This is a genomic window from Salinicoccus siamensis, assembly GCF_042429615.1.
GTDB classification, from domain to species: domain Bacteria; phylum Bacillota; class Bacilli; order Staphylococcales; family Salinicoccaceae; genus Salinicoccus; species Salinicoccus siamensis.
On the sequence record NZ_JBHMAH010000004.1, the window covers coordinates 95,096 to 121,529 of the forward strand.

The window sequence follows — 26,434 nt, forward strand, 5'->3', positions numbered from 1 at the left end:
GTTGGATTACTTGTTTTCATTCATGAACTCTTCAGTTGCAACAACTGGTTCGAAATCATCAGGCAACGTTTCAGTTCTTACAACGAGTACATCACACGGCGCCTGACGGACAATCGCTTCAGACACGGAACCGATGATGAAGCGCTCCACAGCATTGAGGCCTGTGGCACCACACGCGATCAGATCTGCGCCGGTCTTCTTAACTGCTTTTTTAGGGATGATTGATTTTGGTGAGCCATAGTCGATTATCTTATCGACTTCGAGTACACCGTTCTTCAATGCGAGGTCTTCGTAACCATCCAGCAACTTTTGGGCAAAGTCATTGGCGCGTTGGGAAATTGTACGGTCATAAGCTTCTACCGAGGCGAAAGAACGGGTGTCGATGACGTTGATGATTGATAGTTTTGAATCATTCCGTTTTGCGATGTCGATTGCTTTATGGAATGCCCATTCAGCCTCTCTTGATCCATCAACCGCGATAAGGATATTTTGATATTTAAGCATTTTGAGAACCCCTTTCGATGTGGTATCTTCTTCACATCAATTATATCACATTTTGAATATTTTATATATTTATACATTGATAAAGTCATATTTATGTCATAACTTTTCAATATCTTTATGATACAATAGATGGGTTGAAACATTCAAAAATGAAAGGGGTTTCTAGAATGATTATTGGTGTTCCTAAAGAGATTAAAAACAACGAAAGCAGGGTCGGCCTGACACCCGGCGGTGTTCATGCCTTCGTCGAAGCAGGACATACAGTCAAGGTGGAGACGAATGCAGGAGGCGGCTCTTATTTCGAGGATGCCGACTACAGCAATGCAGGAGCTGAAATAGTCGACTCTGCGGCAGCGGCTTGGGATGTCGATATGGTGGTCAAAGTCAAAGAACCTTTGGCAGAGGAATTCGATTATTTCAAAGAGGATCTGATCTTATTCACATACCTCCACTTGGCACCTGAAACAAAACTTACAAAAGCGCTTTTAGATAAAAAAGTAACGGCAATCGCCTATGAGACGATACAACTGCCGGATGGTTCACTGCCATTGCTTTCCCCTATGAGTGAAGTGGCCGGACGCATGGCGGCGCAAGTCGGTGCAGAATACCTGCAGAAGATCAAAGGCGGCAAAGGTGTACTCCTGAGCGGAGTGCCAGGCGTCTCCCGCGGCAAGGTCACCATCATCGGTGGCGGAATGGCTGGAACCAATGCAGCTAAAATGGCAATTGGCCTGGGGGCAGAAGTGACGATTCTAGACCTTAACCCTAAGCGTTTGAGGGAACTCGACGACCTGTTTGGACGGGATGTCCAGACGCTCATGTCTTCTCCTTTAAATATCGCACAGGCAGTGAAGGAAAGTGACCTTGTCATCGGTGCAGTACTGATACCTGGAGCGCGCGCGCCTCGTCTTGTAAGTGAAGACATGATCAAATCGATGAATGCCGGCTCTGTTATCGTAGACATCGCAATCGATCAGGGTGGTATCTTCGAAACTACAGATAAAGTGACGACGCATGATGATCCGATCTACTTCAAGCACGAAGTCGTCCACTATGCAGTTGCGAACATGCCTGGTGCAGTACCGCGTACATCTACAATCGCTTTGACGAATGCGACTATGGCTTATGGTCTGCAAATAGCGAATAAGGGCTGCAGTAAAGCAGTTGAAGACAACCCGACATTGATTGGCGGATTCAACACATACGACGGTCATGTGACTTATAAAGCAGTTGCAGAAGCGCAGGAACTAGAATATAAAGATGTAACAGAATTGCTGTAGCAAACCCAATATTAAAACCAAAAATCCTCCGCCATAAAAAATGGCGGAGGATTTTTTCTTGCCGCGTCCGGGCAACCTTTATCTTCTTATGGACTCAGCCTGCAATGCAGACGATATCAAAAGGGATGGTGTCGACTAAAGCCTCCCGCTGGTGTTCATCCCTCACGACTGGAATGATGGCGATCCGTTTCTTTGCATGGATCTTAAGTTTGGCAAGCGGCTGTAATGCAGCAAAGTCATCGATGTCTATGCCTCTCACATCGAACATGATTCCTGAAACATCAGCGTCTACCAGCTCATCCAATAGGCGACTTTGCAGAAAAGTTGGTACACGGCTGAAACTCGGCCCTATTATAAGGTGCCGCTTACCGGTCTGTATGGATATTTCATCAAGGAATCTATGATTGATGTGATGATGATCATTTGTAAAGATCTGGTCAGTCATGAAACCATCAGCTCCTTCCATCATACGGATGCTTTCTATGACGAGGTTCTGTAGAAGGAAAGGATTGTGTTCCTCCGTATGGTTCAGGGAAACGAAATATTCCGTTTCGGGATGAAGGGCCTTCTTCATCGGAAGCAATGCGAGATTGGGTATGTCAAAATCATCTCTGGCAATGATTTCAGAGAGATGATTTTCAGATAATGTATGGTTGCGTCTAATTGTCTTCATTTGATTCACCTCATGAAAATTGTATCATAAATATGAATGGTTGCCGCGGTTTTAGGGTATAGTGAAAGCATATGATATTCATTTAGGAGGAATAGGATTATGGAACTCAGTTATCATGGACATTCGATCATCCAACTTGAAAATGAAGGTTCTAAAATGATTGTCGATCCATTCATCAACGGAAATGAATTGACGGATCTGAAAGTTGAAGATGTGAAAGTTGACTATATTGTACTGACCCATGGGCACAATGACCATGTCGGTGATACTGTGGAGATCGCCAAAGCCAATGACGCGACCGTGGTTGCCCCGGTAGAGTTGGCGGATTATCTGTCAGGTCAAGATGTGGAAGCGATAGGGATGAATATTGGCGGTAAAAATTCATTTGAATTCGGGACTGTAAAATATGTCCATGCCTTCCACAGCTCAAGCTTTACAGATGAGGATGGAAGTGCAATATACACAGGCATGCCGACAGGCATCATTATTGAAGCGGGCGGCAAAAAAATCTATCATCTCGGGGATACCGGGATATTCGGCGACATGAAACTCATCACGGAACTCAATGGCCCGTTCGATGTTGCCTTTGTTCCAATCGGCGACCATTTTACAATGGGCATCGATGATGCTTCCCATGCAGTAAATGAATTCATCAAGCCAGACGTCACAGTTCCCGTTCACTACAATACATTCCCGCCAATCAAGCAGGACGCGCAGACATTTGCAGATAAAGTCAAGGGAGACTGCCAAATACTGTCAGCAGGTCAATATGTAGAGTTCAAGGCATAGGTTTTTGATATAATGGAGCATTAGGGGCAGGGTTCTGCCCCTTTTTTTATAAAGCGGGTAGCGGAGGTAAAGAATGTCAAAACATGATGAAATCATAGATTACATATATCGCCTGCCGGAAGGTGCCAAAATTTCCGTGCGGCGAGTATCTGCCCATCTGGGTGTTTCAGATGGCACCAGCTATAGGGCAATCAAAGACGCCGAGAAAGAAGGTCTAGTAAAGACCATAGAGCGCGTGGGCACGATAAGGGTTGCGCCGAAAGAGGAATACATAGAAGGGAAACTTAGTTTTGAACAGGTGAAGTGGGTGATTGAAGGCACTGTCCTGGCCGGTTCGGAAGGGCTTGATGGAGAGATCAGCAGATTCATCATCGGTGCGATGCGCACCGAGGCCCTCGAAACATATCTCGAGGAAGGTGCCCTCCTCATCGTGGGAAATCGTGAAGATGCCCAGCGGAAAGCATTGGAAAACCATTCGGGTATTCTGATCACTGGGGGGTTTGGTGCCGACCCGAAAATCTTGGAGCGGGCGGACGCATTCAAGCTCCCTGTCCTGTCGACGACTTCTGACACATTTACTGTTGCGTCGGCAATACAGCGTGAATTGTACAACAGGTTCATGACGACCAATGTCATTACTGCTGCCGACCTTCTGGTACGTCAGGAGGAATATGTGTATGATATCAAAAATGACTTTGGGAAGGACTTTTATCCGGCGGATAAGGTAACGATTATTTTAGAGGAAGGATTCTATCTGGGCCTCATCCGTTCTAAAGATCTCATGAAATTGAGGGAGGATGGACCGGAAGGTCTGGTATTCGATGCCTCAGCAAGACCACAGAGTACAATCCAGCGCCTACGCCAAGCCATGAGTTGGCACCACCTCAACATCATCCCGATTATTGACGAGGAGGGCATATGGCTCGGGGTGGTAGATAGGAGGGATGTATTCAAGCAAAGGGAGCTGCAGAAACCTGAAGGGCTGTCCTCAGCAGAACCAGACATCGGCAGAAATGTGCATATAGACGACAATAGACTCCATATTAAAGTCATGCCATTCTTGACTGATGAACATGGCAGTATGGTACAGTCCGAGTTCATCAGACTTATGGAGCGTCTGATAGATGCGATGCTCAAGGAGAGGAATATAGAAAGCTATCACATAGATACGATGAACATCATGAATATGAAGCTGATGCAATTGAACCAGGAACTTGTGATAGAAGGAGAAGTCCTTGATGCTGGGGAGCAGTTCCTTAGGATGGAAGTCATCGCCAGGGCAAATGGAGAGGTTCACATGAAAGCCGTACTGCTGATCCAGCATTATAAAGAAAAATAGACAAGTGAACTCACTTGTCTATTTTCCATTCTGTCCAGATTTACGGTTGAACTCCGCCCAAGCCTTCTCCTCTATGGGGAGATTTGCTTTGAAGTATTTTCGTGCAGCATTGAAGTGCCATACATTGTAGAGACCGATGATGATGAACAGGCCACCGACAATATATGATACTGCCGACGAAAATTGTATGATTGTATTAAGGCCGAAGACAGCGATCAACAACCCGAGCCAGATTCTCGATATGCTGTTGAAATACGCCTTTCTGACGTCCCGTTCCGTCCTGATCTTCCTGACCTTATAGAGCAGGAACATAAAAAAGCTCAGGAGCAGCAGCGTGACCAGAAAGGATACTGCAATCTGATAGGATGTTTCCATCGTTACAACTCCATTCCAATATGTAGTATAATTTATAATACGAAACAAGTAAATCCAAATAAGGGGAGAATGAGAATTGTTCACAGAATATATAAATGGATACCCGACTCTAAAGGACAACTATAAAGCGTTGATAAACAAGATCAACACCTATGACGAAATCATCATATTGAGGCATGTGAGACCGGATCCTGATGCGATAGGCGCCCAACTTGGGTTGAAATCCATTATCCAGCATATGTTCCCAAATAAGAAAGTGGCGGCTCTCGGGGACACTGAACCTTCCCTTTCTTTTCTTGGGGAAATGGATACTGCCGTGGCCGTAGATCAGCCACTTGTCATTGTAGTGGATACGGCCAACACTGATCGGATTGACGGCGATGTATCCATGGGTGCTGAAGTGATCAAGATAGATCATCATCCAAACCACGATCCTTATGGCGCGATCAATATAGTTGAAACGGGTGTGTCATCCACTTCCGAACTCATTTTTCTGCTGGCATCAGCATGGGGATTCGACAACGACTATATCAATGATGAGTCGGCACGTCTCCTGTTTGCCGGAATCGTTGGTGATACCGGCAGATTTCTTTTCAATAACACTACAGAATTGACCCATAAGGTCGTAGCCGAACTTAAGCGGTTCAAATTTGAAGCCGCCAAGGACATGAATGAAATGAATAAGCAGAGCCTGGAACAATTCAAGTTCAAAGGTCATCTGATTGAGGCATTCAAAATCACCGATAAAGGTGTACTGTCTATTTACATAGACGAACCTACATTGGAAAAGTACGGTTTATCAAGTAACGAGGCGAGTATGCATGTCAACATCTACCGTGAAATCGATGAAGCCAAAATATGGTTTATGGCCATCGAGGAAAATGATGAGATCCGCGTAAGATTACGTGCCAAGGACACCGTCATCAACGACGTGGCAGAACGGTTCGGGGGAGGCGGGCACCCTCTCGCAAGTGGAATCACATTGAAGGAGAAGGAAGAAGTCCAGGAACTGATCAAAGCGCTGGAGAGTAAACTGTAGAAAGGGTTTTGCCGAATGATCAATTTAAATGTGCATAGCTGCTACGAATTTCTGGACAGTAATATCAAAATCGGCCCGCTTCTTGATAAAATTTCCAGAGACGGCCAAAAGGCAGTTGCACTTACTGATTTCAATCGTCTACATGGTGTATATGAGTTCTATACCCATGCGTCGAAGTCTGGCATTAAACCCTTGATCGGGATGGAAATTTCTGTGGATGATCAGAGCTCGGGCATCCCGCTGGTACTTATCGCTAAAGATCTTAGAGGCTATAAGGAACTGATCCGTCTTTCCGCGATGCTTTCCTATAAGCACCTGGAATTCACGCCGGTCCAATTCCTCAATAACAATATCCAATCGTGTGTAGCAATCGCAAAGAATGGGCAAGGCATCCCAATTTTGGATGGCATGGCCATAAAACCTGAGGATAAATACATATCCCACCACCTGTCACATCCGGAGTATAGGACGGTCTTCATCAATCCAGCCCACTACATGAAGCCTGAAGACCTGCCGGTACGGGTTACATTGAATGCGATACGGGATAATGAGAAGTTGGATACGGCCTCCATGCATAACGCCACGGGGCCAGATCATATCAGGGTGTTCTCGGATCTCACTGAAATTGAAGCTTCTCACCTTGAAAACAATCAACGCCTCGTAGAGAAGTGCAATGTCGAAATACCAAGGACGGAACGGACTTTGCCCCATTTTCCCCATCCCCAGAATGAAGATTCAAAATCCTTTCTATGGCACATGCTGCAAAAACAGCTTGAATCCAAGACGGATGGTGGAATAGCCTATAGAAAACGGCTCGAGTATGAATACGGTGTCATCGTGGATATGGGATATGAAGACTATTTTTTGATTGTGCAGGATGCAATCAACCATGCAAAACGGAATGGGATTTATGTAGGGCCAGGACGGGGTTCCTCAAGCGCAAGCCTTGTATCCTATCTGCTGAACATTACTGAAGTCGACCCGCTTCAGTATAATCTGCTATTCGAACGCTTCCTCAACCCTGCACGTGTGACGATGCCTGATATCGATATTGATTTTGAGGATGCCAGACGCGACGAGGTAGTCGATTATCTGATTGAGAAGTACGGTACGATGAATGTGGCGCATATAGTCACGTACGGAACGTTGAGCGCCAAGATGGCAGCGCGTGATGTGGGCAGGGTGCTCGGTTTTAAAGAGGATGAACTGAAAATGATTTCAGGACTTATTCCAGAAATCCCTGGGGCGAAACTCGAGGAGGCTTTTCAGAAAGATGCGTTCCGGTCGCTTTCAGAAGCGGACCCCAAGTATGATACATATGCGAGCTTGTGTAAAAGGATTGAAGGATTGCCGCGGCATACATCCACCCATGCTGCCGGCATACTGCTCAGTGCAGAACGCCTTACCGAAAATATCCCGGTGACCTTCAGTGACGGACACACATTGAGTCAGTGGACGATGAATGAGGTGGAGCCTTCAGGACTGCTGAAGATAGATGTTCTGGGGCTGAGAAACCTGACGCTGCTGAAGTTTATGGTCAATAAAATACAAAAATCCGGCATATCATTCAACTTGGATGAAATTCCGGATGATGATCCGGCAGTCTATCGGCTGCTTGGTAAGGGGATGACCATCGGCATCTTCCAGCTGGAATCGGAGGGCATAAGCAAAGTAATCAGGGAAATGCAGCCTGAGGGCTTTCTTGACCTTGTCGCAGTAATCGCTTTGTACCGGCCAGGGCCGATGAAGGAAATTCCGAATTTCATCGCCGGGAAGCAGAAACCAGACGCAGTCAGATACCCACATGAAGACATTGAAGATATATTAAAAGAGACATATGGTGTCATCGTCTATCAGGAACAGATCATGCAGATCGCTTCAAGGATTGCAGGCTACAGCTATGCGGAAGCGGATATATTGAGGCGCGCAATGAGTAAAAAGGATAGGGAGACGCTAGAACATGAAAGGGGTCGCTTTGAGAAGGGAGCAGAAAGTAAGGGATACGCGAGCCAGGTGGGTCATCATATTTTCAACCTGATTTTGGAGTTCGCCGACTACGGATTCCCAAAAAGCCACGCGGTGGCATACAGTCGGATATCCTACATCCTCGCCTACATCAAAACCCACTATCCTGAAGTGTTCTATTCAGTTATACTCACTCATCATTTCGGCAATGAACATAAGGTCAACCAGACCGTAAGTGAAATCAAGCGGCTTAGAATTCCGTTATATCTTCCGAACATCAACACTTCCCTATGGAATAACAGAAGCGATGAAGGGATAGAACTCGGTTTCTCGATGATCAAAGGCGTCACTTACCGTCATGCCGAGGCAATTATAAAAGAACGTGAAAACGGCCCATTCAGTGATATATATGATTTGAAGACTAGAGTGCAGGATGTCAAACTGGATAGGAAAGTGCTCACGCGACTCGTCCAGTCGGGTGCTTTGGATGTCTTTGAGGAGAATAGAAAAACGCTCCTCAATACGCTCCCCATGCTTGATGAATTGAATGCCGAAGAATATGCTCATGATTCGTTCCTCAGTACACTGGGCTTCAATATAAAGAAAGAATACCACCACGTTGCTGAAATGAATGATATGGAGAAGGTGGAGGGGGAGAAGGATGTGTTCGGATTCTATCTCTCAGACCATCCCGTCATAGCACTGAGGAAATCTCTCCAATTCATCCCGTTCAACCTTCTCAATCAAAGTAAGGGAATCTATCTCGTCTTTTTGGACGATATTAAATTAATCCGGACGAAAAATGGACAGAATATGGCGTTCGTCAAATTTACCGATGGGCTTTATGAAATGGAAGGAGTCGTTTTCCCGAAGATCTATTTCAATGTCCATCCGAATTTGACAAGACAGATTGCTGTCGTGGAGGGAAGGGTAGAAACGCGCAGGTCACGTCCACAACTCATAGTCGACTCACTGGAAACCGTAGAGGCTTTCAAAAAGATATACTATGAGCGGGCAAAACAGATTGTCATCCGCAATGCCCATGCTTACAATCTGACTGATTTCATGGGTGAATCGGGCATACCAATTAAAGATTTTGACAAGAAGAAGATGATTGGCAAAATGGGAAAAGAGAGTATTGAAGGTATATTGGAAGTGGTCAAGGCAGCCGATATACGTATATTGAACTAAAGAAGTTGTCATATAAAACTGATAATGTTACTATATTTATATTGCGGTGGTATGACCACTAAGAAAGGGAGATTATATGTCCTTGAGAGATGATGCACTAGAGATGCACAGGGAAAAACAAGGAAAGTTAGCAGTAAATTCAAAAGTGGAGATTAAAGACAGTGAAGCCTTGAGCCTGGCATATTCACCAGGCGTGGCTGAACCATGTAAAGAAATATATGAAGACGAACGCACAGTATTCGATTATACGATTAAGAGTAATACTGTCGGCGTCGTTACGGATGGTTCCGCCGTGTTAGGCTTGGGGAACATAGGCGCTATGGCAAGTTTACCTGTAATGGAAGGTAAGAGCGCACTCTTTAAGAACTTTGCCGGAGTGGACTCCTTTCCGATTGCACTCAATACCAATGACGTCGATGAAATCGTGAACACGGTCAAACTGATGACACCGGTTTTTGGCGGTATCAACCTAGAAGACATTTCAGCGCCCAGATGTTTTGAAATTGAAGAACGCCTGGGGCGCGAGACCGATATACCTGTTTTCCATGATGATCAACACGGCACGGCAATCGTCACCTTGAGCGGTCTGATGAACGCCCTTAAACTCTCAGGGAAATCTTTGAACCAGATTAAAGTTGTCTTGAATGGAGCAGGTGCAGCGGGTGTGGCGATCATAAAACTTCTGCACAGCTTTGGTGTAAAGGAAATGATCATGTGTGATTCCCGCGGCGCCATCTTTGAAGGTCGTGAAGCAGGGATGAACGATATCAAGCACGAAGTGAGCAAGTTCAGCAACCATCACCATAAAAAAGGCGAACTGGCTGATGTGATTGAAGGAGCGGATGTCTTCATCGGTGTTTCTGTGGAAGGTGCCCTGACTACCGAGATGGTCAAGACAATGGCAGAAGATCCGATCATTTTTGCCATGGCCAATCCAAATCCTGAAATTATGCCTGATGAGGCGAAAGCTGCCGGAGCTCTTGTAGTCGGTACAGGACGAAGCGATTTTCCGAATCAAATCAACAATGTGCTTGCTTTCCCAGGCATCTTCAGGGGTGCGCTTGATGTTCGGGCGACACATATAAATGACGAGATGAAAAAGGCTGCCGTCCTTGCTATTGCGGAACTGATCGAAGAAGATAAGTTGAATGCCGAAAACGTCATCCCGGAACCTTTCAATAAGGAAGTCGCACCAAGTGTAGCGAGGGCTGTGGCGAAAGCGGCCATGCAGACGGGTGTCAGCCGCATTAAAGTCGATCCTGAAGACATCTATCAGAAAGCACGCAGTTTGACGCTGTGATCCTATAAGATGACTGAGAAAAAAGGTTTGGAAAACATTATTGAAGAAATCCACAATGTCATCGAAAAGGAAGAGATACAAGTAGGTGGAAAGCTACCCAGCGAGAGGTATCTGAGAGATGAATTGAATGTCAGCAGGCAAAGCGTAAGAGAAGCACTCAGAGCGCTTGAACTGCTTGGCATCATTTATGTGAAGCGGGGCGAGGGCACCTTTCTTGCTGATATTGATAACCATCAGCTGTTTCAGCTAATCGGCAAATATCTCATCAAATCAGAACGTCAACAGAACGAAATCATAGAGATTAAAGAAATGATAGAAGGATATGTCAGTGAAAAGAATGGAAATGCTGATGTACTAGAAGACGACAACATCATAATGAAAAAAATCTATGTACTGCTCGATAAATATTCACAGGCATTCAAATAATAAAGAAAACAGGGAGTTTAATATGCTGAAAGACTTGTTCTCTAAACTGAATAAAAAAGTTAATGAAACAGACCGTAATGATGGCACCTTTGAAAAAAATGAATCCATCATGACAAAATGTCCAAGCTGCAAGAAGATATTATATTCAAAAGACTTATATAAACGTCTTAATGTATGTGCCAACTGCAGCCATCATCTGCCTATTTCAGCACAGGACCGTCTGGAAGCGTTGATGGATGAAGGGGAAGTCGATCTGTTGTTCCAGGACATCACATCTGCCAATCCATTAAACTTCCCTAATTATGAAGCTAAGATTTCAAAGGATAAGGAAAAGACAGGACTGAATGAAGCGGTGTTATGTGCAGATGGAAACATCGAAGGAGAGCGCGCCGTTGTAGCCGTCATGGATGCTCGCTTCAGGATGGGCAGCATGGGTTCTGCAGTCGGCGAAATACTCGCCCGTGCTTTCGGTTATGCAACAGAACACGGATTACCTGTCATCATCTTCACAGCCAGTGGAGGCGCACGTATGCAGGAGGGCATCATTTCGCTGATGCAGATGGCTAAAGTCAGTGTGGCGATAGAGCGCCACAATAATGCAGGTCTGCTCTACATCTCCTATATGACCAACCCTACAACAGGAGGGGTATCTGCAAGTTTCGCCTCAGTCGGCGACATAAACTTGGCAGAAAAAGGTGCACTGATCGGGTTTGCCGGCAGGCGCGTCATCCAGGAAACGATCAAGGAGAAACTGCCGGATGATTTCCAGACTGCTGAATTCCTTTTAAAGCATGGACAGCTGGACGAAGTTTTAGACAGACGGGATATGAAAGATTATCTCGGACGAATCCTGAAATTGCATAGTGGGGTGTAGATGGGAATGTTCGATTTTGAAAAACCAATCTATGAATTGGAAGAGAAGATTGAAGAATTGGAAAAGTATGCAGCAAAAAATAAAGTGGACCTCACAAAGGAAGTCAGTTTTTTGGAGAAAAAGGTCAACGATAAAAAAAATGAAATTTACGATAACCTCACTCCCTGGCAGCGTGTGGAGATCGCAAGATATATAAAGCGTCCAACCACCTACGACTATATCGAAGCTTTGTTTGAAGAGTTTACGGAGTTCTATGGTGACCGCGTACATAGTGATGACCCTGCCATTGTAGGAGGTATTGCCTCATACAATGGGCGCCCTGTGACGGTTATCGGACATCAACGCGGCCGGGATACAAAAGGGAACATCCACCGTAACTTCGGCATGGCCCACCCCGATGGATACCGTAAGGCGCTTCGCCTGATGAAGCAGGCCGACAAATTCAACCGCCCAATCATCTGTTTTATCGATACTAAAGGTGCATACCCAGGTAAAGCCGCTGAAGAAAGGGGACAGAGTGAATCGATCGCACGCAATCTTGTCGAAATGGCGGGACTCCATGTACCGGTCATAAGCGTCGTCATCGGCGAAGGGGGTTCAGGTGGGGCCCTGGGACTTGGGGTATGCAACCGCCTGATCATGCTGGAGAATGCGACATATTCTGTAATCTCACCAGAAGGCGCTGCGAGCATCCTGTTCAAAGATGCGTCATTGAAGGAGATTGCTGCAGAATCATTGAAGATAACAGCAGCCGACCTGAAATCGTTCGGCATAGCGGATGCGGTGATAGAAGAACCTCAAGGTGGTGCCCATAACAACAGGGATCAGGTATTTGAGAATCTTGATGGAATCTTGAAAGAACATCTCGAAGGGCTCCTTGTACTTGATCGCGAAGAGATGGTAGCCGACCGCTACGATAAATATGTGAATATCGGGATATATGATGAACAGCTTTAATTTCAGCTGTTCATTTTTTTGGTTTCATAAAACGGTTTCATCAACCTTAATGATGGATTAGGGATATAAGTTATGCTATTTTAAAAATAAGAGATTGTTTTAACGGAGGGAACCCATGAGGAAAATTGGAGTACTTACAAGTGGAGGCGATGCGCCCGGCATGAATGCTGCCATAAGGGCCGTCGTCAGAAAGAGTATATATGAAGGCGTTGAAGTCTATGGTGTTTTCCAGGGCTACCAGGGCCTCGTCACTGATAATATCCATAAGCTCGAGCTTGGGGATGTCGGTGATATCATCCAAAGAGGGGGGACGAAGCTCTACTCTGCCCGGTGCCCGGAATTCATTGAACCCGCTGTCCGCCAAAAAGCCATCGAGAACCTTAAAGCTAAAGGAATAGACTCACTTGTGGTCATAGGGGGAGATGGTTCCTACAGAGGTGCCCAACGACTCGATGAAGAAGGCATCAAGACCATAGGGGTGCCAGGCACCATCGATAATGACATCAATGGCACAGACTACACCATAGGGTTTGATACTGCCTTAAACACCATAATCGATGCCGTAGACAGGATCAGAGATACAGCAACCAGCCATGAGCGCACTTTCATTATAGAAGTGATGGGCAGGGATGCTGGAGACTTGGCGCTTTGGGCCGGTGTCGCCGGGGGCGCAGAGACCATACTCATTCCTGAATCACCTTCTGACATGAAAGAAGTTGCAGAACGAATCGAATCGGGTATGAGCCGCGGTAAGAAACACTCGATCATTGTTGTAGCTGAGGGTGTCATGAGTGCGTCACAATGCGCAGATGAGTTGCATAAGTATATAAACGTAGACACCCGTGAGAGTGTGCTTGGCCATATGCAGCGTGGAGGGAAACCGACCGGTCAAGATCGGGTGCTGGCTTCACGTCTTGGTGCTTTCGCTGTTGACCTTCTTTTGGATGGTGTACATGGAAAGGCGGTAGGCACTGAAAACAATAAACTCTCCGCAACCCGTTTCGATAAAGTGTTCGAAGAAAGCCATATGATAGATGAGGGTCTGTACAGACTTTCGAGAGAGCTATCCATTTAGGAGGAATCTAGTTATGCGTAACACTAAAATAGTATGTACAATCGGTCCTGCATCAGAATCACCGGAAATGCTTGAAAAGTTGATGGAAGCTGGCATGAATATTGCACGATTGAACTTTTCACATGGTGATCATGATGAACATCGTGCCAGAATAGACAATATCAGGAAAGTTGCCGACAAATTAGATCGTACAGTAGGTATTCTGCTCGATACAAAAGGGCCTGAGATTCGTACCCACAGCATGGAAAATGGTGAAATTGAGCTGACAAAAGGGCAGAGCATCATAGTGTCGATGGAAGAAGTAGTGGGTACGCCAGAAAAGATCTCCATCACATACTCTGGCCTCATTGAAGATGTCGATGAAAAAGATCGCATCCTTCTCGATGATGGCCTGATGGAACTTAAAATTGAAAGCATCGACCGGGAGAATGGGGAAATTTATTGCCGCGTCCTGAATGATGGTGTCCTCAAAAATAAAAAGGGTGTCAATGTACCAAATGTCTCTGTAAAAATGCCTGGCATCACTGAGAAGGATCGGGAAGATATCATCTTCGGCATTGACGCAGGCGTCGATCTGATTGCAGCAAGTTTTATCCGTACAAACAGCGATGTTCTGGAAATACGCAAGCTGCTTGAAGAAAAGTCAGGGGAACACATTGAAATCATTCCGAAGATCGAAAACCAGGAAGGCATCGACAATATAGACGACATACTCGAAGTGTCTGATGGACTCATGGTGGCGCGCGGAGACTTGGGTGTTGAAATTCCGCCTGAGTCAGTACCTATGGTTCAAAAAGATCTGATCAGAAGATCTAATCACCTTGGTAAACCGGTCATCACCGCTACACAGATGCTTGATTCCATGCAGCATAACCCACGCTGTACCCGTGCGGAGGCTAGCGATGTGGCGAACGCCATATATGATGGTACAGATGCTGTAATGCTGAGCGGCGAAACAGCTGCCGGTGATTATCCTCTGGAAGCTGTCCAGACGATGGCAAGCATCGCTGTTTCGGCTGAAGATGCACAGGATTACAAAAAATTACTATCTACACGGACTAAGTCGCTGCAGACGAACTTGGTGACGGCAATTGGCGTGTCGGTCGCACACACGGCACTGAACTTAAATTGCCGTGCGATAGTAGCGGCCACAGAATCAGGGCATACAGCAAGAATGATATCAAAATATCGTCCGCATGCAGAAATTGTGGCAGTTACTCCGCACCATCATGTAGCCAGACAACTACAGCTTGTATGGGGCGTACACCCTGTGATCAAGGAAGGGAAGCGGGATACTGATGAACTTCTGAACATCTCTGTATCAGCAGCAATGGAAAAAGGGTTTGCAGAACAGGGAGATTTGTTGATCATCACAGCAGGGGTTCCTGCAGGAGAAGCGGGCACCACGAACCTGATGAAACTCCACATCGTCGGAGATAAGCTGATCCGAGCTCAGGGTATAGGCAGGAGAAGCAGCGTTGGTGAAGTGATGTTCGTTGACTCTGCGGAAGCCTTAAAAGATAAAGATCTGGAAGGAAAAATCATCGTAACCCAATCTGTAGATGCAGATATGACGCCTTACCTTGAAGAGGCTGCAGGTCTTGTCACAGTCGAGGGGGGACTCACCTCACATGGGGCGATCGTTGGCCTGAATCTTGATCTGCCGACAATAGTCGGGGCGTCAGCCGCGTATGAAGTATTGGAAGAGGGCACAGTCGTCACCGTCGACTCAGAACAGAATTGTATATTCGATGGGCATGCTAATGTACTATAACCCAGCAAAAGGCACTTTTTGAAAGTGCCTTTTTATGTTGTAGTCACAGATGCTGCACAGTATAATATTAGATGAGGTGGCACATATGAAAAAAATGTTACTTATCATGCTCCTGTTTTTAACAGCGTGCACTAACGGCGGGCCTGCGGACGACTCATCTGGTGAGAATACAGATCAGAGTGAAGAATCGACAGAGGCCGCTCCAGAAGAGCAACAGACGTCTGAAGAGTCGGAAGAAGAAATGTCAGCAGCAGATATCATTAAAAATGCACAATCTGAAGGAAGTAAGGAAGTCAGCTATGAAGAGCGGCAGACGACTACAATTTCCACAGAAGAAAGACAGCATGTGATCCGTACAATAACCACCAGGAGCAAACAAGATGAAATTAAAATCGCAGTTGATGATGGGACTGACATCAAGACGCATTACATCTTTGAAGGAGAACACTTCATCTATCAAAATGGCGACGTGGAAAGACAGGATGACGGGCGCAATATTGAAGGCAGCAGTTATGGAGATTTAATCAGTCAGCTCGAGCCATTCAAAGAAGGCACAGCCGAACAGCTCGAATCAGGTTATGAAATTCGCTATGAAGTAGAAGGCGAAGCCGGCGTAAAACCCTTTATAAACGACGATCTGGAGTCGTCACTCGAAGCGGTGGATCACATCAATGGTCTTGTCCTCCTAAAGTTCAATGAAGATTATCGATACGAAAGTGCCGAATTGACACTTACTATGGAAATGGATGATGAAACCATTAATGTTTCATCAAATATCACAATGGATAAAATCGGAGAGATCAACGTGATAGAAAAACCAAAGGGAATGTAGCGAAATAATTGAATGGATTTCAAACGGGAAAGTCAGCCATGCATCCTTTAAGGGATGCATGGTTGACTTTTTTATTTTTATACCACCAATAGTTCAGAAGATGAATAATTACAACAATTATAGTTGTCGAAAAATTGACATATTTCAGTCAAATAAATACAATGTAGACTATAAGGGGGAATAGAAATGGCAAAGATTGATTACGCATTAATTGCTTCACAACCTGAATTTGAAGAACTGCTTAAGAAACGGAACAGATTCATTTTACCGGTCAGCATCTTTTTCATCATCGCTACACTGCTCTTTCCGATACTGACAGGCTATACCAATTTGCTTAGCAATGAAGCATTCGGAAACATTTCATGGGCTTGGATCTATGCTTTTTTCCTATTCATAATGGTCTGGACGCTGGTTACGATCTATATGAAGCAAGCCAAGGAATTCGACAGGGAAGCGGATGAGATAATCAGAAAGTATCGGGAGGGGAACTATAAATGAATCTGACCGTCATCATCATGTTCATTGTATTTGTTGGTTTGACGTTAGTGATTACATACTTTGCTTCGAAAAGGACTCAATCCACTAAAGATTTCTACACGGCAGGTGGGGGGCTGACTGGTTGGCAAAACGGTCTCGCAATATCCGGAGATTACCTTTCCGCTGCTTCATTCCTTGGTATTGCGGGGGCGATTGCATTATGGGGTTTGACGGTTTTTTCTACAGTGTGGGTTATCTTACAGCTTATCTCGTTGTACTGTACGTTGTTGCAGAACCGCTTAGAAACCTCGGGAAGTACACAGTCGCTGATATGATTGCTGCCCGGTTTGAGCTTAAGAAGGTGCGCGCCTTCGCAGCGCTATCTTCCATTACGATTGTCATCTTCTATATGCTCGCTCAACTTGTAGGGGCGGGAGCCTTGATTCAACTACTGTTTGATATACCATACAGTGTGGCTGTCATTATAGTCGGTATAATGATGACCATTTATGTATTATTCGGTGGCATGACTGCAACAAGCTGGGTACAGATGGTAAAGGCAATCTTGTTGATGGTTGGCACAATCATCATCTCTGTACTTGTACTGCTGCAATTCAATTTTAATATTTTTACCATGTTTGGCGAAATGAAGAACATAACGGCACCGGAGCTTAAAGGCCCATTCTTGAATCCTGGCTCTCAAGGCGGATCTCCCCTGAATAACGTATCGCTCATCATCGCATTACTGTTCGGTACGGCCGGCCTTCCGCATATCCTCATGAGGTTTTTTACAGTTAAAGATGCTAAGACAGCCCGTAGCTCAGTCATGTGGGCAACTTGGATCATCGGCATATTCTACATCTTGACGATATTCCTTGGATTTGGAGCTGCAGCGATGCTGACGAGGGAAGAAATCATCGCAGCGAACCCGGCAGGCAATATGGCTGCGCCATTGCTAGCAGAAAAGCTCGGTGGCGATCTCCTCATGTCATTCGTGTCAGCAGTGGCATTCGCAACAATCCTCGCAGTAGTAGCTGGTCTTGTGTTATCGGGGGCAAGTGCATTTGCGCATGATATCTATGGTCAAGTGATCAAAAAGGGTAACATAACAGATAAACAGCAGATGCTCGCAGCTAAAATTGCGGCATTCAGTGTAAGTGTCCTGTCCATAATACTGGCAATCTTCGCCCAAAACCAAAATGTCGCATTTCTCGTTTCCTTGGCCTTCTGTGTGGCAGCAAGCGCCAATTTACCAGTCATCGTCTATACGATTTTTTGGAAGCGGTTTAACACGCAAGGGGCGATTACTGGAATTATAACGGGACTTGCGGTATCTCTTATACTTGTTATCATGAGCCCGAATGTAATGGATCCTTCAGGCAATGCATTTATTGCAATGGAGCCACTGTTCCCTCTGACGAATCCAGCAATAATCTCAGTACCAGCCGGATTTTTAGGTGCTTTCTTAGGAACCTTCCTCGGTAAAGCCGAATCACATGAAAAGTATCGCGAAGTGAAGGTTAAATCGGTGACAGGTATTGATACATCTAAGACAACACACTAATCATAAGATAAACTTATGTACATCAATAAGATAATTAACTGACCCTTATAAAAGCCTCAATTCAGCTGAATTGAGGCTTTTATTGTGAGTATAGGCGTCTTCTAGAAGGTTAATGGTATTAATTTCACAAAAGAATAAATGATGCTGTATTATTCACAAAGTTCTTTAATTTGATATAATGGCAATAAGGCCGATTGGCTATACTAAGAATTAACTAGAAGGAGAATCGATATATGTCTGAGAAAAAAGGTTTAGAAGGTATAGTTGCAACCGAATCACGCATCAGTTCAATCATTGGTTCGCAGCTCACTTACTGTGGTTATGAAATCGATGACCTTGCAGAAAATGCACTATTTGAAGAAGTCGTATTCCTATTGTGGAACGACAGATTGCCGAACCAGACTGAACTTGATGATTTCCAGGCGAAATTATTTGATCATATGACGCTCAATCCTAGAATCTACACTCATTTCGAGGAATACGCAGCGGATAAGATTCATCCAATGGCAGGTCTGCGTACAGCATTGTCATATCTGTCACACTTCGATGAGAATGCTGAAGACATGAGTGATGAAGCGAATCAGGAAAAAGCCATCCGTATTCAAGCTAAAGTGGCTTCACTCGTTGCAGCATTCTCAAGGATAAGAAGTGGTAAAGAGGTCGTCAAACCTAAAAAAGGACTCAATTACGCTGCAAATCTTCTGTATATGATGAAAGGCGAAGAGCCTAACAGTACAGAAGTCGAGGCAATGAATAAAGCCCTTGTGCTTCATGCAGACCACGAACTGAATGCGTCAACATTCACGGCACGCGTATGTGTCGCGACACTTTCTGATATGTATTCAGGCGTAACAGCTGCAGCTGGTGCACTCAAAGGACCTCTTCATGGCGGAGCGAATGAACGCGTAATGAAGATGCTTGGTGAGATCGAATCTCCTGAAGCTGTAGAAGACTACTTGAAAGAAAAATTCGAAAACAAAGAGAAAATCATGGGAATGGGGCACCGTGTCTATAAAGACGGCGATCCACGTGCAAAATATCTGAAAGAGATGTCCAGACAACTCACCCAGGAAATCGGGGAGCCTGAGCTCTACGAAAAATCCATAAAGATCGCAGAAGTTGTAGAACGTGAAAAGGGCCTTCTGCCAAACGTTGACTTCTTCAGCGCCTCGGTCTATCATGCGATGGGGATTGACCATGATCTGTTCACGCCAATCTTTGCTGTCAGCCGCGTGTCCGGATGGATTGCACATATTCTGGAACAGTACGAAGACAATCGTCTGATCAGACCAAGAGCTGAATATGTTGGACAAACCGGCAAGAAATATGAAGCAATCGAGAAGCGCTAAAACAAATTTTCAAAATTATTAACCAGGAGGATTTTTATTTATGTCGAGTCAAAAAATCACAACAAACAATGGAATTCTGAACGTACCTGATAAGCCAATCATCCCATTCATAGAAGGTGACGGCATTGGACCGGATATCTGGAAAGCTGCAAACAAAGTACTTGATGCAGCGGTTGAAAAAGCATATGACGGTAAAAAAGCGATTGAATGGAAAGAAGTATTGGCAGGCCAAAAAGCGTATGACAATACCGGCGAATGGCTGCCACAGGAGACTTTGGATACAATCAATGAATACCTGCTTGCAATCAAAGGCCCTCTCACTACACCAATCGGTGGCGGTATCCGTTCATTGAACGTTGCGCTGAGGCAAGAGTTGGATCTGTTTACATGCCTCAGACCGGTAAGGTATTTTGAAGGTGTTCCATCTCCATTGAAACGTCCTGAAGAGACGGACATGGTCATCTTCCGTGAAAACACAGAGGATATCTATGCAGGTATCGAATTCCAGGAAGGCACTGATGAAGCGAAGAAGGTAATCGACTTCCTTCAAGATGAGATGGGCGCTAAAAACATCCGCTTCCCAGAAACTTCAGGAATCGGAATCAAGCCGGTATCCAAAGAAGGTACTGAGAGATTGGTACGTTCTGCCATCAACTATGCGATTGAAAACAATAGACCTTCTGTGACTCTTGTCCATAAAGGTAATATCATGAAGTTCACTGAAGGTGCATTCAAAGCTTGGGGCTATGCACTTGCTGAGCGTGAGTTCGGGGATAAGGTATTCACGTGGAATGCGTATGACAAGATTGTTGAGGAAGAAGGAAGAGAAGCAGCCGACAAAGCACAATCAGAGGCGGAAGCAGAAGGCAAAATCATCATCAAAGATGCAATCGCCGACATCTTCCTGCAGCAGATCCTTCTTCGTCCAAAAGATTTCGGCGTTGTAGCTACAATGAACCTGAACGGAGACTATATCTCTGATGCATTGGCGGCACAAGTTGGTGGAATCGGTATCGCTCCTGGTGCGAACATCAACTATGAAACAGGCCATGCAATCTTCGAAGCAACACACGGAACAGCACCTAAATATGCCGGCTTGGACAAGGTCAACCCATCATCCGTCATCCTCTCGGGCGTTCTTATGCTTGAACATATAGGATGGCAGGAAGCGGCAGACCTTGTAACAAAAGCTGTTGAGAAGACGATTGCTTCTAAGGTCGTGACTTATGACTTCGCCCGTCTGATGGATGGTGCCAAAGAAGTTAAATGTTCCGAGTTTGCAGACGAACTTGTCAAAAATATGTAGTTGAAGCCACCTTTTAAGGGGGAATAGCATGAACAGGAAAAAAATATCAGTCATAGGCGCCGGGTTCACTGGCGCTACGACTGCCTTTATCGCAGCTTCTAAAGCGCTTGCAGATGTGGTCCTCGTCGATATTCCGCAAGCGGAAGACCCGACACGCGGCAAGGCACTTGATATGCAGGAAGCGACACCGGTTCTTGGAGTCGACGTAAATATTACCGGCACAAGTGATTATGCGGATACTGAAGATTCCGACATCGTCATTATTACTGCAGGCATTGCACGGAAGCCAGGCATGAGCCGGGACGATCTCATCAAGACTAACCAAAAAGTAATGAAAGCAGTGACACGGGAAATAGTCGAGCATTCACCGGACTGTACAATCATTGTTCTGACAAACCCTGTAGATGCTATGACGTACGCTGTCTATAAAGAGTCCGGTTTTCCAAAAAACCGGGTCATTGGACAGTCGGGAGTGCTTGATACCGCCCGTTTCCGGACGTTTATAGCAGAAGAACTGAACCTTTCCGTCAATGATGTACGTGGGTTTGTCCTTGGAGGCCACGGAGACGACATGGTGCCTCTGATTCGCTATTCATCGGTCGGAGGTGTGCCATTGGAAAGTCTTATGGACAAAACCAAGATAGATGAAATCATCGAGCGCACAAGGAAAGGCGGAGCTGAAATTGTAAACCTGCTGGGTAATGGTTCTGCCTATTATGCCCCCGCTGCCTCTTTAGTGGAAATGGCTGAAGCCATCCTCCATGATAAAAAGCGTGTGCTTCCATCCATTGCGTATCTGGACGGAGAGTATGGCTATAGTGACATCTATCTTGGTGTACCGGCAGTGATAGGCACAAATGGCGTCGAGAAGATCATCGAGTTGGATTTAATAGAAGATGAAAAGAAACAGCTGGATAAGTCCAGGGATTCAGTTGTGAATGTAATGAAATTATTGAAATGAGATTTATGATTCTGTAATGGCACTAAACTGAAAAGATCACCTGATTAGGCGACCTTTTTAGTTTAGTGTATTTTGGGAGGAAATTTTGGGAATGGAAAATGGTAAAAAGAATAAAGGTTTTTTTCAGAAATTTCTTGATTTTGTAGAATGGCTCGGTAACAAACTCCCTCATCCCGTCACCCTGTTTGCGATTCTCGCACTTCTTACGCTCGTTGCATCTGCAATCTTATCGACGTTTGAAATTTCAGTGGAACACCCGGGAGAGGACCAAGAAACCGTCACCATCAATAACCTGCTGGATGGTGAAGGGGTAAGTTACATATTCTCCAGTATGACTGATAACTTCATCAACTTTGCGCCGCTTGGAGTCGTTCTCATAACGATGCTTGGTATTGGTGTTGCTGAACGGTCAGGTCTGATAAGTGCAGCTTTACGCGGATTTGTATTGTCAATACCTAAGACCCTGATCACAGCAGGCCTTGTCTTTGCGGGTATCATGTCTTCACTTGCATCTGATGCAGGATATGTCGTATTACCGCCGCTTGGTGCAGTGTTGTACCTTGCCCTCGGCAGGCATCCACTGGCTGGTCTTGCAACTGCTTTTGCCGGTGTTTCTGCTGGATTCTCGGCCAACCTGCTTCTGAGTGGTACAGATGCCATGCTGGCTGAACTTTCCATTCAGGCGGCTTCCGTCATCGATCCGCAATATGCTGATGGCATGAACGTTGCGATGAACTACTTCTTCATTGCAGCCAGTGTTTTCCTGCTGACTCTTGTAGGCTGGTTCGTCTCAGACAAGATTGTAGAACCTCGCCTTGGAACTTACAACGCTGACTCTGAAGAAGCGACTGCCGCTACTGATACGGATGAAATGAATCCATTGAAACCGATCGAGAAAAAAGGGTTGACATGGGCAATCATTTCGATGGTAGTAGGGGCATTGCTTGCATTGCTTCTTGTCGTTCTGCCAAATTCGCCGATGCGTGGAGATGATGCAGTCGGTTCCTATATGGACACAATCGTCCAATCGCCATTCATGAGTGACGGACTAGTGCCGATCATCGCAATCCTCTTCTTTATACCGGGGCTTGTCTATGGCTTGATTACACGTTCAATCAAGAGTGATAAGGATGTAGCGAATCAGATGACTGAAACGATGGCTTCGATGGGCATGTTCATCGTGTTGGCATTCACCGCCGGCCAGTTCGTCTCTTATTTCGCAGAATCCAATATGGGCCTTGTTATAGGAGTGTATGGTGCTGAGTTGCTTGAAACCCTCAAATTGACCGGTATTCCACTAATCATAGGCTTTATGCTGGTCACAGCAATCGTCAACCTGTTCATAGGTAGTGCGAGTGCAAAATGGGCGATGATGGCTCCGATATTTGTACCGATCATGATGCAGCTCGGCTATTCACCAGAGTTGACGACTATGGCGTACCGTGTTGCGGATTCATCGACAAACATCATCACACCTCTCATGACATACTTTGCGATCATCATTGCCTTTGCGCAACAATATAACAAAAACGTAGGAATCGGGACATTGATTTCTGTCATGCTGCCTTATTCCATCTTCTTCTTTGTTACTTGGGCACTGATGTTGATCGTTTGGATGCTCCTTGGGTTGCCACTTGGACCAAACGCACCAATTGAATATACACCGTAGAAAAAAGGTACAGCATAAGCTGTGCCTTTTTTCATGGATTAAGTTTGCATTGGAATGTATAATTCTTAATGAAGCAATGGTTTAATAAGACCATTGGAAGAGAGGGGTAATGGAATGGATAAGTTGATTCTGATAGATGGCAATAGTGTTGCCTTCAGGGCGTTCTATGGTCTGCCGCTCCTCAGTAACCAGAGCGGCCTGCATACGAATGCGATATTTGGTTATGCAAGACTGCTTGAAAAAATCATTGCGGATGAAAAGCCTACCCATTTTCTGGTAGCCTTTGACGCCGGCAAATCTACTTTCAGGCATAAACAATATGAAGAGTATAAAGGGGGAAGGCAGAAGACGCCTCCCGAGTTGGGTGAACAACTGACACCCATCAGGAGATTGATTGATGTCTATGGCATCAAACGTTACGAACTTGATGAATATGAAGCTGACGATATCATTGGTACCCTAAGCACTAAAGCAGATAAGGAAGGCCTAGAGACAATCATCATTACAGGGGACCGTGACCTTACACAGCTTGCCAGTGACCATACAACAATCTACTACACCAAAAAGGGAATATCCGATATAGATCGTTATACTCCGGCCTTCGTCGAAGAATTATACGGTCTCAAGCCAGAGCAGATCATCGACCTTAAAGGCTTGATGGGCGATAAGTCGGATAACATTCCTGGGGTCCCCGGAATTGGAGAAAAGACCGCGCTTAAATTACTAAAAGAATATCAAAGTGTGGAAGGTGTGCTTGAACACCTTGATGAAGTGAAAGGTAAGAAGCTCAAAGAAAACTTAACGGAGTATCGCGAAGATGCCCTCCTGAGCAAGGATCTGGCAACGATCTACAAAGAAGTTCCCATCGATTTCGATATTGCCAGCCTGAAGTTTGAACAGGACCGGGAAGAAGATAAATATGAACTGTTCAAAGAGCTGGAATTCGAATCGCTGCTTAAAAATATGGAGGCAAGCGAAACTGAAGACAAAGTCGAATTCGAAGATGAGCGAGTGGATTCCCTGGAAGAGTTGAGCGGCGATGTTTCTTTCCATCTGGAAGTAAGGGCAGAAAATTATCTCGTCAATGCACCTGTGTATCTTGCTGCAACAGATGGAGCGCTGACATTCATAAAATCGATTGATGAACTGGAATCGTCATCAATTGAAGATTTCCTCACATCCAGGAAGTCCATTAATGTATATGACATCAAACGGCAGATGGGGCTTCTTAGACATTTGGACATTCATTTCAAAGGGTTTGATTCCGACATCATGCTTGGCAGTTTCCTGCTGGATCCTTCCAAGAAGATTATTGATGTCGCGGAGACTGCTGCTGACTTCGCAGTCAATATAGATAGTGATGATTATCATTACGGCAAAGGGAAGAAAGCTGTAACCCCGTCAGGTGCAGAACATGAAAAGTTTCTCAATGACAAGGTAATGGCCATCCATAAGGTGAGAGAACCGATGGAGGAATATTTAAGAAGAGATGAGATGCATGAACTCTGGGAAACACTTGAAATACCATTGGCTAAGGTTCTTGCTGATATGGAATACAGGGGCATCAAAGTAGATGCTTCACGGCTTGAGGAGATGGAGAAGGACATACAGAAACGGCTGGATGAAATTGAAAGTACCATATACGAGATGGCCGGAGAGTCGTTCAATATCAATTCGCCTAAACAGTTGGGGCATATTCTGTTTGAAAAGTTGAATCTGCCTGTCATCAAAAAAACTAAAACGGGCTATTCCACTGCAGTCGACGTTCTGGAACAGCTACAGGATAAACATGAAATCATTGAGCATTTACTGCATTACCGTACCTTAGCCAAACTCCAGTCCACATACGTGATTGGACTCCAGGGGGAAATTAAAGAAGATTCGAAGATCCACACTCGATTCAATCAGACGTTGGCCCAAACAGGTAGGTTGTCGTCGGTTGAACCGAACCTTCAAAACATCCCGATACGGATAGACGAAGGACGAAAGATACGTAAAGCGTTCGTGCCAAAAGATGAAAATCATGTTCTGTTGGCTCTTGATTATTCACAGATTGAATTGAGGGTGCTTGCACACATTACTCAAGATGAGACGATGATCAATGCCTTTACAAGTGATACCGACATCCATACTAAAACTGCGATGGAAGTATTTAAAGTCGATAAAGAGGATGTTACGCAGAACATGAGGCGGAATGCGAAGGCTGTGAATTTTGGCATCGTCTATGGCATAAGTGACTATGGATTGAGCCAGAACCTTGGCATCACCCGTAAAGAAGCCAAAACCTTCATTGATAATTACTTGAATTCATTCCCCCAGGTCAAGGCGTTCATGAAGTCGATCATACAGGATGCCAAACGTGATGGTTATGTGAAGACAATGCTCAATCGCAGAAGGTATATACCTGATATCCATAGCAAGAACTTCAATGCACGAAGCTTTGCAGAACGCACTGCAATGAACTCCCCAATCCAGGGTACAGCAGCCGATATAATAAAATTGGCAATGGTGGAATATGACAAATCTGAAGAGGCAAAAAAATATGATGCAAAACTGCTGCTACAAATCCACGATGAACTGATTTTCGATGTGCCAAAAGATGAAGTGGAGGATTTCATCCCAGTTATTCGACGCATTATGGAGAATGCGATTGAACTCAGTGTACCGCTCAATGTGGATTATGGTTATGGCAGTGATTGGTATCAAGTGAAGTAG

21 protein-coding genes and 1 pseudogene are annotated in these 26,434 nt (G+C 45.1%); 19 read left to right on the plus strand and 3 right to left on the minus strand.

The genetic code is table 11. The features are described from left to right. Positions 1 to 6 precede the first annotated feature (6 nt). The gene (locus tag ACFFLE_RS01205) at positions 7 to 504 is read right to left on the minus strand and encodes a universal stress protein (protein WP_380569359.1); all 498 of its coding nucleotides are present in this window, start codon (positions 502 to 504) and stop codon (positions 7 to 9) included. A gap of 167 nt (positions 505 to 671) precedes the next feature. Between ACFFLE_RS01205 and ald the strand changes: the two genes are divergently transcribed. After that, positions 672 to 1,784: an alanine dehydrogenase gene (ald, locus tag ACFFLE_RS01210; RefSeq protein WP_380569360.1), complete on the plus strand. Its 1,113-nt coding sequence runs from the start codon at positions 672 to 674 to the stop codon at positions 1,782 to 1,784. Positions 1,785 to 1,878: 94 nt separating this feature from the next. Here ald and ACFFLE_RS01215 read toward each other — a convergent pair whose 3' ends face one another. Further along, complete coding sequence (locus ACFFLE_RS01215; protein WP_380569361.1) at positions 1,879 to 2,457, minus strand: hypothetical protein; 579 nt, start codon at positions 2,455 to 2,457, stop codon at positions 1,879 to 1,881. A 99-nt stretch (positions 2,458 to 2,556) separates the two neighbouring features. Between ACFFLE_RS01215 and ACFFLE_RS01220 the strand changes: the two genes are divergently transcribed. Together ACFFLE_RS01220 and ACFFLE_RS01225 are read left to right on the plus strand one after the other, a co-directional pair. Next, positions 2,557 to 3,246 (plus strand): metal-dependent hydrolase, encoded by a 690-nt coding sequence (locus ACFFLE_RS01220; RefSeq protein ID WP_380569362.1) that lies wholly within the window; start codon positions 2,557 to 2,559, stop codon positions 3,244 to 3,246. 73 nt (positions 3,247 to 3,319) lie between these two features. Further along, the gene (locus tag ACFFLE_RS01225; protein WP_380569363.1) at positions 3,320 to 4,585 is read left to right on the plus strand and encodes a DRTGG domain-containing protein; all 1,266 of its coding nucleotides are present in this window, start codon (positions 3,320 to 3,322) and stop codon (positions 4,583 to 4,585) included. Between the two features lie 18 nt (positions 4,586 to 4,603). Here the strand turns inward: ACFFLE_RS01225 and ACFFLE_RS01230 are convergent, their stop codons facing one another. Next, positions 4,604 to 4,960 (minus strand): YtpI family protein, encoded by a 357-nt coding sequence (locus tag ACFFLE_RS01230; RefSeq protein WP_380569364.1) that lies wholly within the window; start codon positions 4,958 to 4,960, stop codon positions 4,604 to 4,606. Between the two features lie 76 nt (positions 4,961 to 5,036). On the opposite strand from ACFFLE_RS01230, the gene ACFFLE_RS01235 reads away from it, so the two are divergent. The 16 genes and pseudogenes from ACFFLE_RS01235 (at position 5,037) to polA (ending at position 26,434) form a co-directional block, all read left to right on the plus strand. Further along, positions 5,037 to 5,999, plus strand: coding sequence for a DHH family phosphoesterase (locus ACFFLE_RS01235; protein WP_380569365.1), 963 nt, complete (start codon positions 5,037 to 5,039; stop codon positions 5,997 to 5,999). Between the two features lie 15 nt (positions 6,000 to 6,014). Beyond that, a complete protein-coding gene (locus ACFFLE_RS01240; protein ID WP_380569366.1) occupies positions 6,015 to 9,155 on the plus strand; it encodes a DNA polymerase III subunit alpha in 3,141 nt (1,046 codons plus the stop codon). 76 nt (positions 9,156 to 9,231) lie between these two features. Next, positions 9,232 to 10,455, plus strand: coding sequence for an NADP-dependent malic enzyme (ystJ, locus tag ACFFLE_RS01245; RefSeq protein ID WP_380569367.1), 1,224 nt, complete (start codon positions 9,232 to 9,234; stop codon positions 10,453 to 10,455). 9 nt (positions 10,456 to 10,464) lie between these two features. Beyond that, positions 10,465 to 10,881: a FadR/GntR family transcriptional regulator gene (locus tag ACFFLE_RS01250; RefSeq protein ID WP_380569368.1), complete on the plus strand. Its 417-nt coding sequence runs from the start codon at positions 10,465 to 10,467 to the stop codon at positions 10,879 to 10,881. A 22-nt stretch (positions 10,882 to 10,903) separates the two neighbouring features. Then, positions 10,904 to 11,755 carry an acetyl-CoA carboxylase, carboxyltransferase subunit beta gene (accD, locus tag ACFFLE_RS01255; RefSeq protein WP_380569369.1) on the plus strand — a complete coding sequence of 284 codons (852 nt, stop codon included), beginning with the start codon at positions 10,904 to 10,906 and terminating at the stop codon, positions 11,753 to 11,755. A 6-nt stretch (positions 11,756 to 11,761) separates the two neighbouring features. Next, the gene (locus tag ACFFLE_RS01260) at positions 11,762 to 12,712 is read left to right on the plus strand and encodes an acetyl-CoA carboxylase carboxyltransferase subunit alpha (RefSeq protein ID WP_380569370.1); all 951 of its coding nucleotides are present in this window, start codon (positions 11,762 to 11,764) and stop codon (positions 12,710 to 12,712) included. 115 nt (positions 12,713 to 12,827) lie between these two features. Further along, complete coding sequence (pfkA, locus tag ACFFLE_RS01265; protein ID WP_380569371.1) at positions 12,828 to 13,787, plus strand: 6-phosphofructokinase; 960 nt, start codon at positions 12,828 to 12,830, stop codon at positions 13,785 to 13,787. 13 nt (positions 13,788 to 13,800) lie between these two features. Further along, positions 13,801 to 15,561 (plus strand): pyruvate kinase, encoded by a 1,761-nt coding sequence (pyk, locus tag ACFFLE_RS01270; protein WP_380569372.1) that lies wholly within the window; start codon positions 13,801 to 13,803, stop codon positions 15,559 to 15,561. Positions 15,562 to 15,646: 85 nt separating this feature from the next. Next, on the plus strand, positions 15,647 to 16,393 hold the full coding sequence (locus ACFFLE_RS01275) for a hypothetical protein (RefSeq protein WP_380569373.1): 747 nt from the start codon (positions 15,647 to 15,649) through the stop codon (positions 16,391 to 16,393). Between the two features lie 186 nt (positions 16,394 to 16,579). After that, positions 16,580 to 16,891, plus strand: a complete 312-nt coding sequence (locus ACFFLE_RS01280) for a DUF485 domain-containing protein (protein WP_380569374.1) — start codon at positions 16,580 to 16,582, stop codon at positions 16,889 to 16,891. Next, positions 16,888 to 18,434, plus strand: a pseudogene (locus ACFFLE_RS01285) (solute symporter family protein). Before ACFFLE_RS01280 ends, ACFFLE_RS01285 begins: the two are co-directional and overlap by 4 nt. A gap of 233 nt (positions 18,435 to 18,667) precedes the next feature. Further along, entirely contained in the window at positions 18,668 to 19,783 is a 1,116-nt protein-coding gene (locus tag ACFFLE_RS01290) for a citrate synthase (protein WP_380569375.1), read from the plus strand. A 40-nt stretch (positions 19,784 to 19,823) separates the two neighbouring features. Continuing rightward, complete coding sequence (icd, locus tag ACFFLE_RS01295; protein ID WP_380569376.1) at positions 19,824 to 21,089, plus strand: NADP-dependent isocitrate dehydrogenase; 1,266 nt, start codon at positions 19,824 to 19,826, stop codon at positions 21,087 to 21,089. A 28-nt stretch (positions 21,090 to 21,117) separates the two neighbouring features. Then, the gene (gene mdh / locus ACFFLE_RS01300) at positions 21,118 to 22,050 is read left to right on the plus strand and encodes a malate dehydrogenase (protein ID WP_380569377.1); all 933 of its coding nucleotides are present in this window, start codon (positions 21,118 to 21,120) and stop codon (positions 22,048 to 22,050) included. 91 nt (positions 22,051 to 22,141) lie between these two features. Further along, positions 22,142 to 23,719, plus strand: a complete 1,578-nt coding sequence (locus ACFFLE_RS01305) for an AbgT family transporter (protein WP_380569378.1) — start codon at positions 22,142 to 22,144, stop codon at positions 23,717 to 23,719. A gap of 114 nt (positions 23,720 to 23,833) precedes the next feature. Next, positions 23,834 to 26,434, plus strand: coding sequence for a DNA polymerase I (polA, locus tag ACFFLE_RS01310; protein ID WP_380569379.1), 2,601 nt, complete (start codon positions 23,834 to 23,836; stop codon positions 26,432 to 26,434).